The sequence below is a fragment of the Aliidiomarina haloalkalitolerans genome (genome assembly GCF_003987315.1).
GTDB lineage: Bacteria > Pseudomonadota > Gammaproteobacteria > Enterobacterales > Alteromonadaceae > Aliidiomarina > Aliidiomarina haloalkalitolerans.
In genome coordinates, this window is sequence record NZ_PIPI01000001.1 from 394,749 (window position 1) to 409,946 (window position 15,198).

16 protein-coding genes and 4 tRNA genes are annotated in these 15,198 nt (G+C 47.4%); 14 read left to right on the forward strand and 6 right to left on the reverse strand.

The window, feature by feature from the left end:
* Positions 1 to 18 precede the first annotated feature (18 nt).
* Positions 19 to 1,311, forward strand: a complete 1,293-nt coding sequence (gene serS, locus CWE06_RS01845; RefSeq protein ID WP_126790610.1) for a serine--tRNA ligase — start codon at positions 19 to 21, stop codon at positions 1,309 to 1,311.
* 68 nt (positions 1,312 to 1,379) lie between these two features.
* On the opposite strand, the gene CWE06_RS01850 is transcribed toward serS, so the two are convergent.
* The 4 genes from CWE06_RS01850 to CWE06_RS01865 form a co-directional block, all read right to left on the reverse strand.
* Entirely contained in the window at positions 1,380 to 1,709 is a 330-nt protein-coding gene (locus CWE06_RS01850; RefSeq protein ID WP_126790612.1) for a TusE/DsrC/DsvC family sulfur relay protein, read from the reverse strand.
* Positions 1,697 to 2,065: a DsrE family protein gene (locus CWE06_RS01855; RefSeq protein ID WP_126790614.1), complete on the reverse strand. Its 369-nt coding sequence runs from the start codon at positions 2,063 to 2,065 to the stop codon at positions 1,697 to 1,699. The genes CWE06_RS01850 and CWE06_RS01855 overlap by 13 nt, the downstream gene beginning before the upstream one ends.
* Before the next feature lie 13 nt (positions 2,066 to 2,078).
* Positions 2,079 to 2,492 (reverse strand): DsrE/DsrF/TusD sulfur relay family protein, encoded by a 414-nt coding sequence (locus tag CWE06_RS01860; RefSeq protein ID WP_126790616.1) that lies wholly within the window; start codon positions 2,490 to 2,492, stop codon positions 2,079 to 2,081.
* A gap of 99 nt (positions 2,493 to 2,591) precedes the next feature.
* Complete coding sequence (locus CWE06_RS01865; protein WP_126790618.1) at positions 2,592 to 3,254, reverse strand: Bax inhibitor-1/YccA family protein; 663 nt, start codon at positions 3,252 to 3,254, stop codon at positions 2,592 to 2,594.
* Positions 3,255 to 3,593: 339 nt separating this feature from the next.
* On the opposite strand from CWE06_RS01865, the gene CWE06_RS01870 reads away from it, so the two are divergent.
* The 9 genes from CWE06_RS01870 to CWE06_RS01910 all read left to right on the forward strand — a co-directional run bounded on the left by CWE06_RS01870 (position 3,594) and on the right by CWE06_RS01910 (position 8,648).
* A tRNA-Ser gene (locus CWE06_RS01870) sits at positions 3,594 to 3,685 on the forward strand.
* Between the two features lie 123 nt (positions 3,686 to 3,808).
* Complete coding sequence (locus tag CWE06_RS01875; protein ID WP_126790620.1) at positions 3,809 to 4,111, forward strand: hypothetical protein; 303 nt, start codon at positions 3,809 to 3,811, stop codon at positions 4,109 to 4,111.
* 44 nt (positions 4,112 to 4,155) lie between these two features.
* Positions 4,156 to 4,743 carry a CBS domain-containing protein gene (locus CWE06_RS01880; protein WP_126790622.1) on the forward strand — a complete coding sequence of 196 codons (588 nt, stop codon included), beginning with the start codon at positions 4,156 to 4,158 and terminating at the stop codon, positions 4,741 to 4,743.
* Between the two features lie 258 nt (positions 4,744 to 5,001).
* Positions 5,002 to 5,667 carry a LuxR C-terminal-related transcriptional regulator gene (locus CWE06_RS01885; RefSeq protein ID WP_126790624.1) on the forward strand — a complete coding sequence of 222 codons (666 nt, stop codon included), beginning with the start codon at positions 5,002 to 5,004 and terminating at the stop codon, positions 5,665 to 5,667.
* Positions 5,668 to 5,752: 85 nt separating this feature from the next.
* Complete coding sequence (gene uvrC / locus CWE06_RS01890) at positions 5,753 to 7,585, forward strand: excinuclease ABC subunit UvrC (protein ID WP_126790626.1); 1,833 nt, start codon at positions 5,753 to 5,755, stop codon at positions 7,583 to 7,585.
* Between the two features lie 51 nt (positions 7,586 to 7,636).
* Positions 7,637 to 8,185 (forward strand): CDP-diacylglycerol--glycerol-3-phosphate 3-phosphatidyltransferase, encoded by a 549-nt coding sequence (pgsA, locus tag CWE06_RS01895; protein WP_126790628.1) that lies wholly within the window; start codon positions 7,637 to 7,639, stop codon positions 8,183 to 8,185.
* A 174-nt stretch (positions 8,186 to 8,359) separates the two neighbouring features.
* Positions 8,360 to 8,435: transfer RNA gene (locus tag CWE06_RS01900), tRNA-Gly, on the forward strand.
* Positions 8,436 to 8,451: 16 nt separating this feature from the next.
* A tRNA-Cys gene (locus CWE06_RS01905) sits at positions 8,452 to 8,525 on the forward strand.
* A 36-nt stretch (positions 8,526 to 8,561) separates the two neighbouring features.
* Positions 8,562 to 8,648 (forward strand) — tRNA-Leu (locus tag CWE06_RS01910).
* A gap of 5 nt (positions 8,649 to 8,653) precedes the next feature.
* Here CWE06_RS01910 and CWE06_RS01915 read toward each other — a convergent pair.
* Entirely contained in the window at positions 8,654 to 9,574 is a 921-nt protein-coding gene (locus CWE06_RS01915) for a LysR family transcriptional regulator (protein WP_198679008.1), read from the reverse strand.
* 127 nt (positions 9,575 to 9,701) lie between these two features.
* Here CWE06_RS01915 and CWE06_RS01920 point away from each other — a divergent pair, with 127 nt between their 5' ends.
* From CWE06_RS01920 to CWE06_RS01930, 3 genes are all read left to right on the forward strand, one after another.
* On the forward strand, positions 9,702 to 10,364 hold the full coding sequence (locus tag CWE06_RS01920) for a LysE family translocator (protein ID WP_126790632.1): 663 nt from the start codon (positions 9,702 to 9,704) through the stop codon (positions 10,362 to 10,364).
* 61 nt (positions 10,365 to 10,425) lie between these two features.
* On the forward strand, positions 10,426 to 11,304 hold the full coding sequence (locus tag CWE06_RS01925) for a 6-carboxytetrahydropterin synthase (RefSeq protein WP_126790634.1): 879 nt from the start codon (positions 10,426 to 10,428) through the stop codon (positions 11,302 to 11,304).
* On the forward strand, positions 11,297 to 12,133 hold the full coding sequence (locus tag CWE06_RS01930) for a M23 family metallopeptidase (RefSeq protein ID WP_126790636.1): 837 nt from the start codon (positions 11,297 to 11,299) through the stop codon (positions 12,131 to 12,133). The genes CWE06_RS01925 and CWE06_RS01930 overlap by 8 nt, the downstream gene beginning before the upstream one ends.
* A 26-nt stretch (positions 12,134 to 12,159) precedes the next feature.
* Here the strand turns inward: CWE06_RS01930 and CWE06_RS01935 are convergent, their stop codons facing one another.
* Complete coding sequence (locus tag CWE06_RS01935; protein WP_198679009.1) at positions 12,160 to 13,938, reverse strand: M61 family metallopeptidase; 1,779 nt, start codon at positions 13,936 to 13,938, stop codon at positions 12,160 to 12,162.
* A gap of 183 nt (positions 13,939 to 14,121) precedes the next feature.
* Between CWE06_RS01935 and CWE06_RS01940 the strand changes: the two genes are divergently transcribed.
* Positions 14,122 to 15,189 (forward strand): sensor histidine kinase, encoded by a 1,068-nt coding sequence (locus tag CWE06_RS01940; RefSeq protein WP_126790640.1) that lies wholly within the window; start codon positions 14,122 to 14,124, stop codon positions 15,187 to 15,189.
* Positions 15,190 to 15,198: the final 9 nt, after the last annotated feature.

Sequence of the window (15,198 nt, forward strand, 5' to 3'; positions counted from 1 at the left end):
TTATAGAGAGAGTTGTGCATGTTAGATGCGAAGCATTTTCGAGATGGAATTGAAGAAACCGCAGTGCAGTTGAAACGTCGGGGCTTTAGCTTAGACGTCGCAACGTTGAAAGCGCTCGAAGCTCGTCGTAAAGAAATTCAAGTTAAAACGGAAAGCTTGCAAAGTGAACGCAATTCTCGTGCTAAATCGATTGGCCAAGCGAAAGCTCGTGGCGAAGATATTGAACCGATGCTTGCCGAAGTAGGTTCGCTTGGTGAACAGTTAGAGGCAGCCAAAACCGAACTGCAACAGATTCAAGACGAACTGCAAAGTATTATTGCAGGGGTGCCGAACATTCCAGCTGAGGAAGTGCCGTTTGGTGAAAGTGAGGACGATAATGTCGAAGTCAGCCGCTTTGGTACACCACGGGTTTTTGATTTCGATGTTCAAGATCATGTCGATGTCGCGATTGGACTCAATAATGGTTTAGACTTTGAACAGGCGGCCAAGTTAACTGGCGCACGATTTGTCGTTATGAAGGGTGGCATTGCCCGTATGCACCGTGCGTTGACCCAGTTCATGCTTGACTTACATAGTGATCAACATGGTTATGCAGAAACCTACGTGCCTTATTTAGTCAATCACGACAGTCTCTATGGGACTGGGCAGTTACCTAAGTTTGGTAAAGACCTGTTCCATGTTGAAGGCGAAAGCCAAGATGCTGTGGCCCTGTCATTGATTCCAACCGCCGAAGTTCCGTTGACGAACCTTGCTCGCGATGAAATTTATGACGAAGCAGAATTGCCGATTAAGTTAACCGCCCACACACCATGTTTTCGCAGCGAAGCGGGTTCACACGGTCGCGACACGCGTGGATTGATTCGTCAACATCAGTTCGACAAAGTTGAGCTTGTACATATTAGCAAGCCAGAAGACTCGATGGCTGCTCTCGAAGAACTTACGGCGCATGCTGAGAAAGTTCTGCAACTACTCGAGTTGCCGTATCGCAAGGTGTTGTTATGTACTGGCGATATGGGTTTCGGTGCCTGTAAAACGTACGATTTAGAAGTTTGGTTGCCGGCGCAAAACACGTACCGCGAAATTAGCTCATGTTCAAACATGGGTGACTTCCAAGCACGCCGTATGCAAGCACGTTTCCGTCGTAAGGGCGCAAAGAAGCCAGAGCTTGTGCATACCTTGAATGGCTCAGGTTTAGCTGTTGGCCGCACTTTGGTTGCGATTCTTGAGAATTACCAGCAAGCGGATGGCTCTGTGGTGGTTCCAGACGTATTACGGCCATACATGAATGGCGTGGAAAGTTTAACCAACTAACCATGACCAATTCATTCTAGTGTCCGATCACAAGAACCGTTGCAGTATTGTTCGCTGCAACGGTTTTTTTATATGCATTTAGCTGGTTTGGGTAAGCCTGCAATTCGTGTTGCTTGCTTTGCTGGGCCTTTGGGAAATAAGCGGTACAGATAGCGGCTGTTGCCTTTTTCTTCACCAAGCGATTTCGCTACGGCTTTAACCAAAACACGCATGGCTGGTGAGGTGTCGTAGGTACGGTAGAATTCGCGAACGAAGTGAACGACTTCCCAGTGATCGGCGGTCATTTGAATGTTTTCCAGCTCAGCAATGTGTTGCGCGAGTTCCTCGTTCCATAGGTCAAATTCGGCAAGATATTCGTGTTTATCGGTTGCGTACTGGACGCCATTTACTTCAAACATAGGTCACTCTGGTTAAATCGAATTAAGTGCTGACTGGCCGATAGAATTTGGTTCAACTCCGACCGCGGCACAATCTGGACAGGCACCCGTAAGTCCGCGGCATTGAGTTCGGCTTGTGCAAGACTTTCGGCACAGACGTAAAAGTCAGTAAAATCGAAAAGATCGGGCAGCATTTGGATTTTCTTCAATGGATCCGGTTGTCCATCAGCAACGGGTACCAGCTGCCAAACCGCGTTACCTTCATAACAGGCCACACAAGCTTGGTCTAAAGAGACCGCCATCATCAACATGTCTAAACCTTGACGGGCACTGGCGTGCAAGGGAAGCTGATTAAATACAAACGCAATCTTTGCCATGTTCAAGCCTCCGTTACAGCTGCACAAATTGATCAGCAGAACTTAATGTGCTGATAAATTCAGCGAGACCGCCGGCCGCAAACCCCGCTTGCAAGTTTCCGTCCGGTAGCGGTAGTGCGTTAACTCCATACTGGCTGCCGACAGTCGCACAAACGACAAGAGGGAAACCGTGCTGCTCTGATAACTGTAACCATTCTTGTTGCAAGTTCGGCAGCCCAGAAGGGAATTCGAGAAAACAATTGGCGTAGAGTACGCCCGCAGCGTAGAAAAATACCTGTTCAATCCGATGTTGGGCGGCGATGAGGTTACGCACCTGCTCGAGTGCCTGTAAACCCAATTCGGTATTTGTGGGCGCATGCTCAATCATCACAACAAAAGATTGTGATGGGCTGTCAGCGGGCTGGCTGCTGATTGCGGATGGTTGCATACGGTTCTCTGCTGCTGAATTAAATTTCGCTTAGTATATAGAAAAACGCCCCGAGAGTAACTTCGAGGCGTTTTAAACTGTGTCGTATCCGAGTGATGATTAATCGTCGCCAGTAAAGGCACTTAATAAATTAATCAAGCTAATGAAAATGTTGTAGAGCGACACGAAGAGCGTGACAGTCGCCAAAATATAGTTGCGCTCACCACCGTTCACGATTGCACTCGTCTGCATCAAAATAGCGCCGGCCGAGAACAGAATGAAAATCGCGCTCAGAGCCAAATGCAGAGCAGGGAGGTTGAGGAATAGGTTCGCAACAAACGCCACGATGATGACAACAAAACCAGCCACCATCATGCCACCAAGGAAGGACATGTCTTTCTTTGTGGTGAGAATGTAGCCAGACAGTGAGAAGAAAATTAACGCCGTGCCGCCCATTGCGAGCATGACAATGTCACTGCCGCCACTTTGCACAAGGTAATTTAGCACTGGGCCAATGGTGTACCCCATGAAACCGGTTAGTGCAAAGGTAAACACGAGCCCCATAGCGCTGTTCGCAGTTTTGTGAATTGCAAATAGCAAACCATAGAAACCAGCGAGCATCAAAATAATGCCCGGACGCGGTAGGTTCAGCATACCTGAGACAGCCGCCATTGCCGCACTGAATGCGAGCGTCATAGCGAGTAGTGTATACGTATTGCGTAATACCTTATTCACCTCAATGGCGTGAGTATCACGTGCTGTATGCACAGTAGGGTTGTTCATAGGTTGTTTCTCCAGTTGTTATAACCTGATCGACTTGTGTTTGAGCGATACGACTTTGTACTCCTTATAATTAGGAGACGATCAACGCCGCACCTTCGTTGCAACACAAATTGAAAAAATTCATTTGCTTACTTTGACGATCATTCCTTGCATAAGTTCTACTATACCGCATTACCGTGGGTGGGGTTCAAGTAAAATCGGTGTGCGAAAGGGCAAAAAAGGGGTGGTTTGGATAAAATTAAAGCAAACGAACCAATTCATTGAAATTTTTACTTTACAAGCTGAATTCAGATCCGTAATATTCGCCTCGTTCGCAGCGATACACGCAGCGAACAACTCGGAGAGGTGGCAGAGCTCGGTTTAATGCACCTGACTTGAAATCAGGCGTAGGTTCATCCCTACCGGGGGTTCGAATCCCTCCCTCTCCGCCAAATTAAAGAACCCGCCCTCGTGGCGGGTTTTTGCTTTGGGTAAAATATATTTTCGTTGTGGACTTGAAGTTTGTCTTCAACGGGCGTATTTAAAAGGGAGTAAACCATTTTAGGAATACGCCTGTGGCACGTCATTTACTGTTACTTACGTTATTATCTTGGTTGTCATTGCCTTCGGCATCGGCAGCACATGATAGTGCCTGGGAACAAGTAGGTGGCAAGCAACTCAGTGCACTACACACAGCGCTTACGAGCGAATGTTTTACACCGAGTGAACAAGAGACTGAAGATTACGACGAAACCTTACCTGCGAGCGAGCGGAAAAGTGTTGCCGTGGTTGTTGACCAGTTGTTCACAACCAGCACGGGTTATGCGAATAACCAGTATTCTGACAATACAATTCGCGGGCCACCGCAACTCTCCTAAATCAACAAAATTGCCCTTGAATTTTTGATTTTTGGAGAACGACTATGTCTACTTATCATGCTTTAGCGTTAAAGACGACGCCACGTTTTATTTCTTCAACCGAAAAAGTTTTAACCGCTGTGCAGCTTGACTGGCATGCGCCGGCATACACTGTCTTCGATTCACTCGAGTCGCCGCGCAGTTTAATATTGGACAGCACAACCTCGCTTGCCGACGCTGAACGCCTGATGCGCAAAGCACACTGCCGTTATGCTTGGGTGACCGATTCTCATCAGCAGTTGTTAGGTGTAGTTGCGCTTGCTGATTTAAGCAGTGGTCGGGCAATTAAACTTGCCAAAGATCTCCGACTTGCGCATGACGACATCGAAGTGTTCGAGTTAATGACCGCGGTAGAAGAACTACCCCAGGTTTCCCAGCAATCATTCTTACAAGCAATGATTGGCGATGTTGCAGTAACGATGCAGCAGGCCGGTACAAGCTTTCTCACGATTGCTAATGATGAAGGGATTGTTGGCATTGTGAGCGCGCTGACAATCGCCGAAAAAACTGGGGAATCCGTACGCTTCGCGCCAATGGCAACAAGCTTCGCACGGTTAGTTAATCTGAAGCACCACAGCGACGCGATCGAATAACCGCGACACCTCACTTTTATAGCTATTCAAAAACGGCTGGGCAGATTTGCTCAGCCGTTTTCAGTTTTAGATTACAAGAACTGTGCTATTCCTAATATCGATTTTATTGTTAACTTGAGTGTTCCAATTCAGTAACTGGAATTGTATGTGATTTGGGTGTGATTTTTTGTTGACCAAGTCTCAAAAAAAATATAAAAAAGCAATGCACGTGAGGGACTTGCGTGCAATCTAATAAAAATATGGAACAAGGAAATTGTTATGCAAGATGTGATTGTAGCAATACCGCAGGGAATCCGCGCTTCAGGGCTTGTCGCTGAACTGAAAGAGTTAAATTGGAATGTTCACGTCCCTGGGCCGACTCGAAAATCTTTACTCGAGTTAGCAGAACAGCGCAGTGCGCGTATTGTTATTCTTGACGATAATTTCGCCGGTGGCGAGACTAAGTCGTTAGTTCGTGCGCTTCATCGAGTCCATCCAAAGCTGAAAATTTTGCTTTGGTGCGATAAGTTGCGAACTGCAATTCAGTACCAACTGAACAAGTCAGCGATTCATGGTTATTTTCTGAATGAAACATCCGTCGCTGAAGTGAACAAAGGTTGTCGTTTGGCCTATGCAGGAAAGCCATACGTTCCGCTTTTGATCAACCAAGCAGTAAAACGTTATCGTAAGAGTGTAAGTGAACATCCAATCTTGAATTGCTTAACCAACCGCGAGGGCGAGATTTTTCAACTCGTCACAGCTGGCGTGTCGGTTAGCCAAATCGCAAAAGATTTGTTTATTTCACGAAAAACGGTGAATACATTCCGTTACCGTCTGCATCGGAAGTTGAATGTCTCATGTGACGTGCAGCTTGCGCATATTGCAATTAAGTACGGTTTAATCGAAGCAGGAATCGATGGGGATGATGCTATTTTGCTAGCGTGATTGAATCCACGTTAGCATTAGCAGACAGTGCAGCCGTGTTCTGGTAGTCTTACGATTATGATTTACGTTACTAGTTCACGGTTATATGCAAGAACCAAGTGTAGAGCCATTTAACGCCCAAGAATTTATCCGCAATTTAACCCACCAACCCGGCGTATACCGAATGTACGACGTCAACGGTGAGGTTATTTATGTGGGTAAAGCAAAAGACCTGAAAAAACGTGTCAGTAGTTATTTCCGGAAACAACTCGACTCAGTTAAAACGCAAGCGCTCGTCAGTCAAATTAATCGGATCGACGTGACCGTAACGAATACGGAGGTCGAAGCGTTAATTCTGGAAAATAGCTTTATTAAAAGTCACCTCCCACGCTACAACGTGCTTCTCCGCGACGACAAGTCGTACCCATATATCTTTATCAGCGCTCACGAGCACCCGCGGATTGCATATCATCGTGGTGCACGCCGAGAAAAGGGCGAGTATTTCGGCCCCTTCCCAAATGGCGGTGCAGTGCGTGAAAGTTTACGTTTAGTGCAAAAACTGTTTCCTGTTCGCCAATGTGACGATAGCTACTATAAAGCGCGCAGTCGACCATGCTTACAACACCAGTTGCAGCGCTGTTTAGCGCCGTGTGTCGGGATTGCCGATGAGCAGGAGTATCAAGAGCAGGTACGTTTAGCGAAATTATTTTTAAAAGGGCGTAATTCGGACGTTATCACCACGCTCGTCGGGAAAATGGAAAACGCGAGCATGGCCCTTGAGTTTGAAAAAGCGGCGCGCTATCGCGATCAAATCACCGCATTACGACGGATACAAGAACAGAACTCGGTGAGCGGCAACCAACATGAGCTTGACGCCATTGCCCTTTATCGGGAATCTGGTTTCACCTGTGTGCACTTGTTAACAGTGCGCCAAAACGCAGTGCAGGGCAGTCGTAGCTACTTTCCGAAAGTTCCTCAGCATAGTTCAGACGAAGAAATCATGGAGTCGTTTCTGGTTCAATACTACTTGAATCAAAACCATGGCGAACGGATCCCGGCAGAGATTCTCGTACCGTCGCTGAAGCTCGCTACCGACGAACTAACCACGCAGCTGCGCAGTGCGCTTGGTGTAAACTGCAAGGTTATTCAACCTAAACGAGGCGAGCGCGCGCAATATCTTGCGTTAGCAGGTAAAAATGCGATGAACGCGGTACAAAGTAAACTTGGTCTGCAATCAACTATGGATACGCGACTGCGAGCTTTGGCAAAGGTGCTGCCAGATAGTAAAACAATTGAGCGCATGGAATGCTTCGATATTTCCCATACCATGGGCGAAGCAACAGTGGCGTCATGTGTGGTATTTGACTCGCAAGGTCCGCGCAAAGCCGATTACCGCCGGTATAATATTACTGATATCACACCAGGTGACGATTACGCCGCGATGGCGCAAGCACTCGAAAAGCGCTATAAAAATGCCATTGAAAAAGAAAATGTTCCTGACTTGTTATTGATTGATGGCGGCAAAGGGCAGCTAACCCAAGCCGAGACATACTTTAAAGACTGGCCACAACCACCGATTTTACTTGGTGTTGCCAAAGGTGAAAGTCGTCGTCCTGGGCTAGAAACCTTGATCTTTGGCTATAGCCGTAAAACTATTCAGCTGCCTGCAGACCATTCAGGTTTGCATTTAATTCAGTTCATACGTGATGAGGCGCACCGTTTTGCCATCACCGGGCACCGCCAACGCCGCGCGAAAGCACGAAAAACGTCGAGCCTTGAGAGTATTCCGGCGGTTGGCGCTAAACGGCGGCAAAATTTATTGAAATATCTTGGTGGATTACAGCAAGTAAAAAGCGCTAGTATAGAACAGCTTGCCAATGTGCCAGGAATCAGCCGAAGTCTGGCCGAAACGATTTACTATGCTTTGCGTGATGAATGATTCCGCAACAGTTGTAAAACTGACTACCGTGATAACAATGAGAAACTTAGTATGTGGAGTATTCCAAATCTTTTGACGTCGTTCCGGATATTGCTGATTCCGGTGTTCTTGGTTGTCTTCTACTTGCCAATTGAACATGCTCATTTTTATGCAGCGTTGGTGTTTGTCATCGCAGCAATCACAGATGGTTTAGACGGTTACATTGCCCGCAAGCTTGAACAACACACGAAATTTGGTGCGTTTCTTGACCCTGTAGCCGATAAAATCATGGTGGCGGCAGCGTTAATTGCAGTTGTGGAGTACCACAATACGCTGTGGATCACGATTCCAGCGCTAGTGATTATTAGCCGTGAACTGATTATTTCGGCGTTGCGTGAATGGATGGCCGAAATTGGTAAACGTGACAGTGTGGCCGTATCAACGCTTGGGAAAGTTAAAACAACGGCACAAATGGTTGCGTTAACTGGCTTGCTTTGGAGTGCGAATACGTTTGTCATTGCATTAGGAACGATTGCTTTATACATCGCCGCAATTCTTACTTTTTGGTCGATGTACCTGTATTTAACGGCTGCGTGGGCCGACTTAACTCACGATAGTTAAATAACTACTGGATTGATGTTGCTGAATTTTCAGACCCATTTTGATCGAGAATGCAGCAAACTAGCTAAAAAATCAGCAAACAAACAAAAAAACGAAATTTTCTGTTGACTGAAATAAAAGGGTAGGTAGAATGGCGAGCCACTGGGGCAGCGCTCTGGTAGCAATAAAGCAAACGCGGGAATAGCTCAGTTGGTAGAGCACAACCTTGCCAAGGTTGGGGTCGCGAGTTCGAGTCTCGTTTCCCGCTCCAAGCTTTATTCAACCCAGGCGGGTTGGCAGAATGGCTATGCAGCGGATTGCAAATCCGTGGATCTCGGTTCGACTCCGGGACCCGCCTCCAGTTTAAAACACTATAAGAAATAGTGCCTACGAATAAGCCCGGGTGGTGAAATTGGTAGACACAAGGGATTTAAAATCCCTCGACTTAACGGTCGTGCCGGTTCGAGTCCGGCCCCGGGCACCATTTCTTTATCGCTTCTGTTTCTCTACCGTTTCAACCACATGACGCATCCAGTTCACTAATGCAACAATGGCCATTTCACGTTGGCTCTCACGTCGCACTGAAATATGCAAACCATGTTTACCGTCTAAGCTAAAACCAGGCACTTCCACCAAGTCACCTTCAGTTGCTGCTTTGGCATAGCACTCAGGTAACAGCATTAAACGTCCGGTGAACTGCGCGAGCTCAACCGCCATACTCGTGTTATTTACAAACTGCACGTTCTCATTGTTAATCTTGCTTTCATAAGCGCGATTCCAACGGTCCCAGTCCTTGTTCGTATTAACGGCTACAAACTTGTATTCATTCAAGTTGTCTTTCGTTGGCTCAGGAACGGCAGCAGGGCGGATTAAAATTAAACGCGGCTCCGTTAGTCGCCAATTCACCACAGCCTTCTGGGCCGGCGCACTGAACGTGAGCAGGGCATCGAGCTCACCATGGAGAATTTCGTGGGTTAGCGGGCCTTCGTTCTGACGACTGAGGTATTCTGGCACCTGCACGCATTGCAGTTCCAAATGCGGGTAGAGCTGATTGAACTCAGTTAGCAAAGGACCTAACCACCAGCGCAGTAATTCACTACTAATACCGAGTGTGATAGTCCGGCGTGCATGGTCGCCATTTTTCATAGTGCGCTTAACTAGGCGCTCGATTTGCCGGAATACGCGAGAAAGGTCAGATGCTAGCGCGTCACCCGCTGGCGTTAGCGCGTGTACGCGATTGTCGCGTTGTACAAGACGCACACCGAGCTGCTCTTCGAGCGTGGTCATTTGGCGACTAATGGCAGATTGCGTGACACCAAGTTCAGCGGCTGCAGCTTTGAAACTACCGAGACGCGCGACGCTTTCAAATACGCGCAATGCATTTAAAGAGGGAAGAGAATTTGGATTCATATTTATTACACCGTATTGAGTTAAAATCATCTTAGATGAATCTTATTTAAGAAGCAAATAAGTTGTTCACAGCCTGTGGAATAAACCTTAGAATGGATTAACTCTCTTTTAATCAGTGACTTTAGGTATGTTTGACGAATTATTCTCTAATCGCTATGCCGCCGAATTTATCGCCATGGCCATTGCTCATGCGTTTGCAGTTGCCAGCCCAGGCCCTGACTTTGCTGTGGTAAGCCGCTACAGTATTCGGCATGGCACCCGCGTGGCAGTATGGGTCAGTTTCGGCATTGCACTAGGCATTTTGGTGCACGTGACCTATTCCATTCTCGGTTTGGCTTTAGTCATTCATCAAACGCCTTGGCTGTACCAGCTGTTAATGTTAGTCGCCGCAAGTTATTTCTTTTGGCTCGGTTGGCAAGCGATGCGCTCACAGCCACCCACAGAAACGAACGAGATTGAAGTGACTGGCTTTGAAGCGGAAGTATCAGCCCGCAGAGCTGTAGTGATAGGTTTCTTCACTAACGGTTTGAATGTGAAAGCCACGATGTTCTTTCTGGCATTGTTTACTTCGATTATTGCGACGACGACACCAGTCACTGTTAAAGCGGGCTATGGTATTTACTTAGCCTGTGCCACCTTTGCGTGGTTCGCCACGCTCAGCTATTTATTGGGGCGTAGTCGCGTTCGGCAAACTTTACTCAAAAAAGGCTATTGGTTTGACCGCATCATGGGCGGAATTCTATGGTTATTAGCAATGAATCTCGTTTGGATGTGGCTGCAGGGGCTTTGATTGCGCTATAATCGGCGGTTCTACTAATTTATTCTTGTCGTAATGAGTCATAGGCGATTGCATGCAGCTGTTTGTTAAAGATTTAACCGTTATCGATTTCTCATATCTGTGCCCACAACGTGGGATAGTTGGGGAAAGCTGGATCGTCGATATTTTGCTAGACGGCTCCTTAAATGACCAGTCAATGGTCTTGGATTTCGGTCGGGTTAAAAAACAAATAAAAGCAATTATTGACCAGTCGGTTGACCACAAACTTCTTGTGCCGAGTGAGCACCCTTATACGTTGGTAACCAAGCACGAGAATGAAACGCATTATTGGGTTGATTTTGTGCGGCCACAAAACTCGATCCACTTGTTTTGTCCAGCCGATGCTTATGCGTTTATTGACGCCCCAGAAATCGATATGGCGGCTACGGTCGCGTATTTGCATGCGGTGATTAAAAAAGAACTCCCGACCAATGTAAAAGGGCTTGAGCTCAACTTGCGGGCGGAAGAAATACCAAGCTTTTATTATCATTACACCCATGGTTTAAAAAAGCACGATGGCAACTGCCAACGCATCGCGCATGGTCACCGCTCGGCGATTCAAATCTTTCTCGATGGCATGCGCAGCCCAGCTTGGGAGCAACGCTGGTCGCGGCGCTGGCAGGACATCTATATTGGCACTGCAGAAGACGTGGTTGCGAAAGAACACATGACCTTGAGTACAGCCGCCCAAGACCTAATCGATTCACAACATGTCTGCTACTCGTATTTGGCCGAACAGGGCGTGTTCGAACTTGCATTGCCTAAAGCGGAAAACGAAGTGATGACGGCTGATTCCACGGTTGAATGTATTGCAGAATACATTGCTAAAGAAATTAAAAACCAAGAACCTTCTCATGACATTAAAGTCATAGCGTTCGAAGGGGTTGGTAAAGGAGCGATAGGCTATGCATAAACTTGGGAATTGGGTTACAAGCCTTTTCAGTGTGCTTGTTCTTTGTTGCGCACTCACAATTGGACAGGCATTCGCAGCAGAGCCAAAACTACGCGGCGATTTTGTGCAAGGCGCTATGATTGTTGGCAAAACCAGCGCTGGTAGTGAAGTACGTTTGAATGGTAATCCGTTGAAAGTAAGCCCTGAGGGCTATTTCGTGTTCGGTATTGGTCGTGACGATGTTGAGCCTCTCGTACTAGCAGTGGTCAGCAAAGGTGGTGAGCGCTGGCGACAAACGTTTACCATTACCACACGCAAGTTTGATATTCAGCGTGTTGATGGATTGCCGCAACAAACGGTGACACCGGATCCAGACACGCAAGCGCGAATTGCTGAAGATAACCGCAAAATTGGTGCTGCTCGCAGTCTTGTCAGTTCTCGCACTGATTTTAATGGCGAATGGATTTGGCCAGCAGAAGGGCGCATTACCGGTGTTTACGGCAGCCAGCGAATTCTCAACGGTGAGCCTCGTGCGCCGCACTGGGGCTTAGATATTGCCAATGTCACCGGAACGCCAGTGTATGCACCTGCCGCAGGCGTGGTCCGCTTGGCTGAACCGGACTTGGTGCTGTCGGGTGGTACGCTGATTGTGGACCATGGCCACGATATTTTTTCGAGCTTTCTGCACCTGCATGCGCTGCATGTTAATGTGGGGGATGAGATTCAAGCCGGAGATCTGATTGGTGAGATTGGTGCGACCGGTCGCGCAACCGGCCCACACCTTGATTGGCGTATGAATTGGGGTGGTGTGCGCATTGACCCTGAACTACTACTTCCGCCGCGTCAATAGACGCGGCTCTTGCTAACAGGCGTTCTTCAGTCTAATTTTAACCAGCGTTTCGCTAGGCTTTTGTCCTGCAAGGTAAGTTTGTAGCCATCCGCAGGTGGGGCTTGCCAAACTAAGGTGAGTTCGCGCAAGCGATCGTGGGTGAAGACATGCAGGCGCACGCTGTCGCCAGGACTTGCGCGCCGCATGGCGTATTGAACGTTCGTAGACTTCGCCTCAAGGCCATCAATGGCCACTAGTCGATCTTTGACGCTTAGTCCCGCTTGCGCTGCCGCACTCCCTTCAAAAATCCGAGCCACCTCGTAACGTCCTCCTTGCTCCTGCATCACGGCACCGAAACTCACAGGTAACCGCGGCTCTCGCTGGCTAGTTTGCGGTTGCAGCGTGAGTGGATCGGCCGTGGCTGGTTCCACTTGAATCCCAAAGGCAGAAAACCATTCAGTAAGCTCAGGCGGCTGTTTTGCCTGTAACCAATGTTGTAGCGTTGCGGCAAAATCGGCGTTGGTAAACTTCTCAAAACCGGCGATTAAGTCCTTTGGGCTGGTACCGGTGGCTGCGTGCCGATGATACAAATAGTTCATAACATCAGCTAAGCTGTGACGATCCACACTTATTGTACGAATGGCTAAATCAGCAAGTAAGGCAATGACTGCGCCTTTGGTGTAATAACTAACAATCGCATTCTGGCTATTTTCATTTTGTTGGTAAAAGGTCGTCCAAGTCGTTTGACTAGACTCTGTCAACGATTGCCTTAAAGGCCCTAAACCACGTAAAGCGCGAGTTAAGGTTTCACTCGTGCGATTGAGAAATTGCTCGGCAGTCATGATACCGGCTTGATGCACGAAAAAGTCGTCCAAATAGGACGTAACGCCTTCGTAGAACCATAACTGCTCAGTGTATTGTTCACTTTGTAAATGATACGGGTGGAACCGTCGTGGACGCAGTTGCTTAACGTTCCAACTATGAAAATACTCGTGACTGCATAAACTTAAGAACGTGAAGTAGTCATTCGCCGCACTAGCCTGGGCTGCTGCGCCTTTGGGCGCCTCAAGGCTGTGGCGCGAGGTTAATAGGGCGGTTGAGTTGCGATGTTCGAGTCCGCCAAACCCATCGCCGACAACCATGGTCAGAAATTTATAGTGATGAAAGGGCACATGCCCTTGGAAAAAATCAATTTGGCGTTGGCAAATCGCCGTGAGATCGTTGGCCACTTGTTCACGGTCGGCATAATGGCGACCAGCAAGCACGAGTTCATGTTCAATGTTATTGACTTGAAATGGAATCACATCAAGTTCGCCGATTAAGAACGGATGGTCAATTAAACTGGCATAGTCGTCAGCACAAAATCGCTGGTGCTGCGGCGTTAACGTCGTAACACGTTTTAATCCGGTACTTATGGACCAATCAGAGTCAGGCGGCAAAATTAACTCGACTTCCAATGGCCCGTCCCAATTTAAACACTCTAAACAGACAGCACTGGGATTAAAGAAGCCAAATTCGTCATTGAGCCAGGCGGTGCGAACTGACAAGTCGAAGGCGTAGACCTTGTATTCAATGGTGACTTGCTCATCGGGGTGGCGAATCTCCCACGTGTTTTTATCCGGACGAATGTAATCGAGCGCACCGCTTGTTCCAACTGCCGAAAAAGCCACGATGTGTTTTGCAAAATCTCGTATCATATAGCTGCCGGGTAACCACGCTGGGAGCCGCAGTCGTAAGGGGGCTGCAACGTTGCTCAGCTGCATGCGAACACAGAAATAGTGTTGGTTAGGATCACAAGAAATTTCATAGCGAACAGATTGTTGCATACACAAGCACTCATACATCTCGAATGGGAAGTCAGTGTAGCATAGGGACAGTTAGCAAATGAATGCCTGAGAACTGCGACTAACGAACTGTTCTACCCGATTAATTACCGTTACTTCCTGAAGAATTCCGCTAACATAGCGCTCAGGATGTATAAAAATTGTTAATTTTGCTAAGGATAGAGTTTGAACTGGCGCTCATTACTCGAAGATCGAAATAAACTGTTCTGGCTCATGCAGATTGCGGGGTGGCTAGGCTATGCCCTCGTGCAATACATGGGGTCGCTCATGCATGAGATGCGCGAAATCTGGATCGCCATCGTTTTGCTTGGTGCGTATGCAGGGTTTTTATTGACCGTTCCAATGCGTTATATCTATCGCTCAATCTGGTCATGGCACCCGGCCTTGCAGTTAATTGTCGTTTTAGCTTGTTCCTACGTGGCCGCAGCGACTTGGGCTGTCATTGACAATTTAACCAATTGGGAAATCTACAAGTTTGGTTATCGACCAACGAACTTGTTGTTCTATTTCCAACACTCCATCGCCAAGTTTTACATTATGCTGACTTGGAGTGGCCTGTACTTTGTTATTAAATATTACCAGCTCTTGCAAGACGCTCGCCAAAAAGCACTGACAGCAGCGTCCATGGCTCATCAGTCGCAACTAAAAATGTTGCGTTATCAGCTTAACCCACATTTTCTGTTTAATACCTTGAATGCGATTTCCACCTTGATCTTGGTAAATGACACCAAGAATGCGAATCAAATGATGAGTAAGCTGAGTCGCTTTTTACGCTTTTCGCTCGACAATGAACCGATTAAACGGATTACGCTCGAGAAAGAAATGAAAGCCTTAATGTTGTATCTCGATATTGAGAAAGTGCGCTTTGCTGAGCGGCTTGATGTTCGTGTCGACATCCAAGAAAAGGCGTTATCTGCGTTAGTTCCAAGCTTAATCCTCCAGCCATTGATTGAAAATGCGATCAAGTATGCGATTGCAAAAACAGAAGATACTGGACGTATCGAAATACGTGCTTGGGTCGAGCATGGTGATTTGTGTATTACAATTGCGGATAACGGGCCGCAGCGCTTTGACGCGGAAAATGTGCAAGTCAAAGGCTCTGGCGTCGGCTTGGAAAATACACGTGAACGCCTCAAGGCCTTGTATGGAAAACAATTCTCATTTAATCTGTCTGCTAATGAGCCAACCGGTTGTCTGGTTAGCCTGCGTTTTCCATTTCAGTTAGCTGAATAAACTAACCGC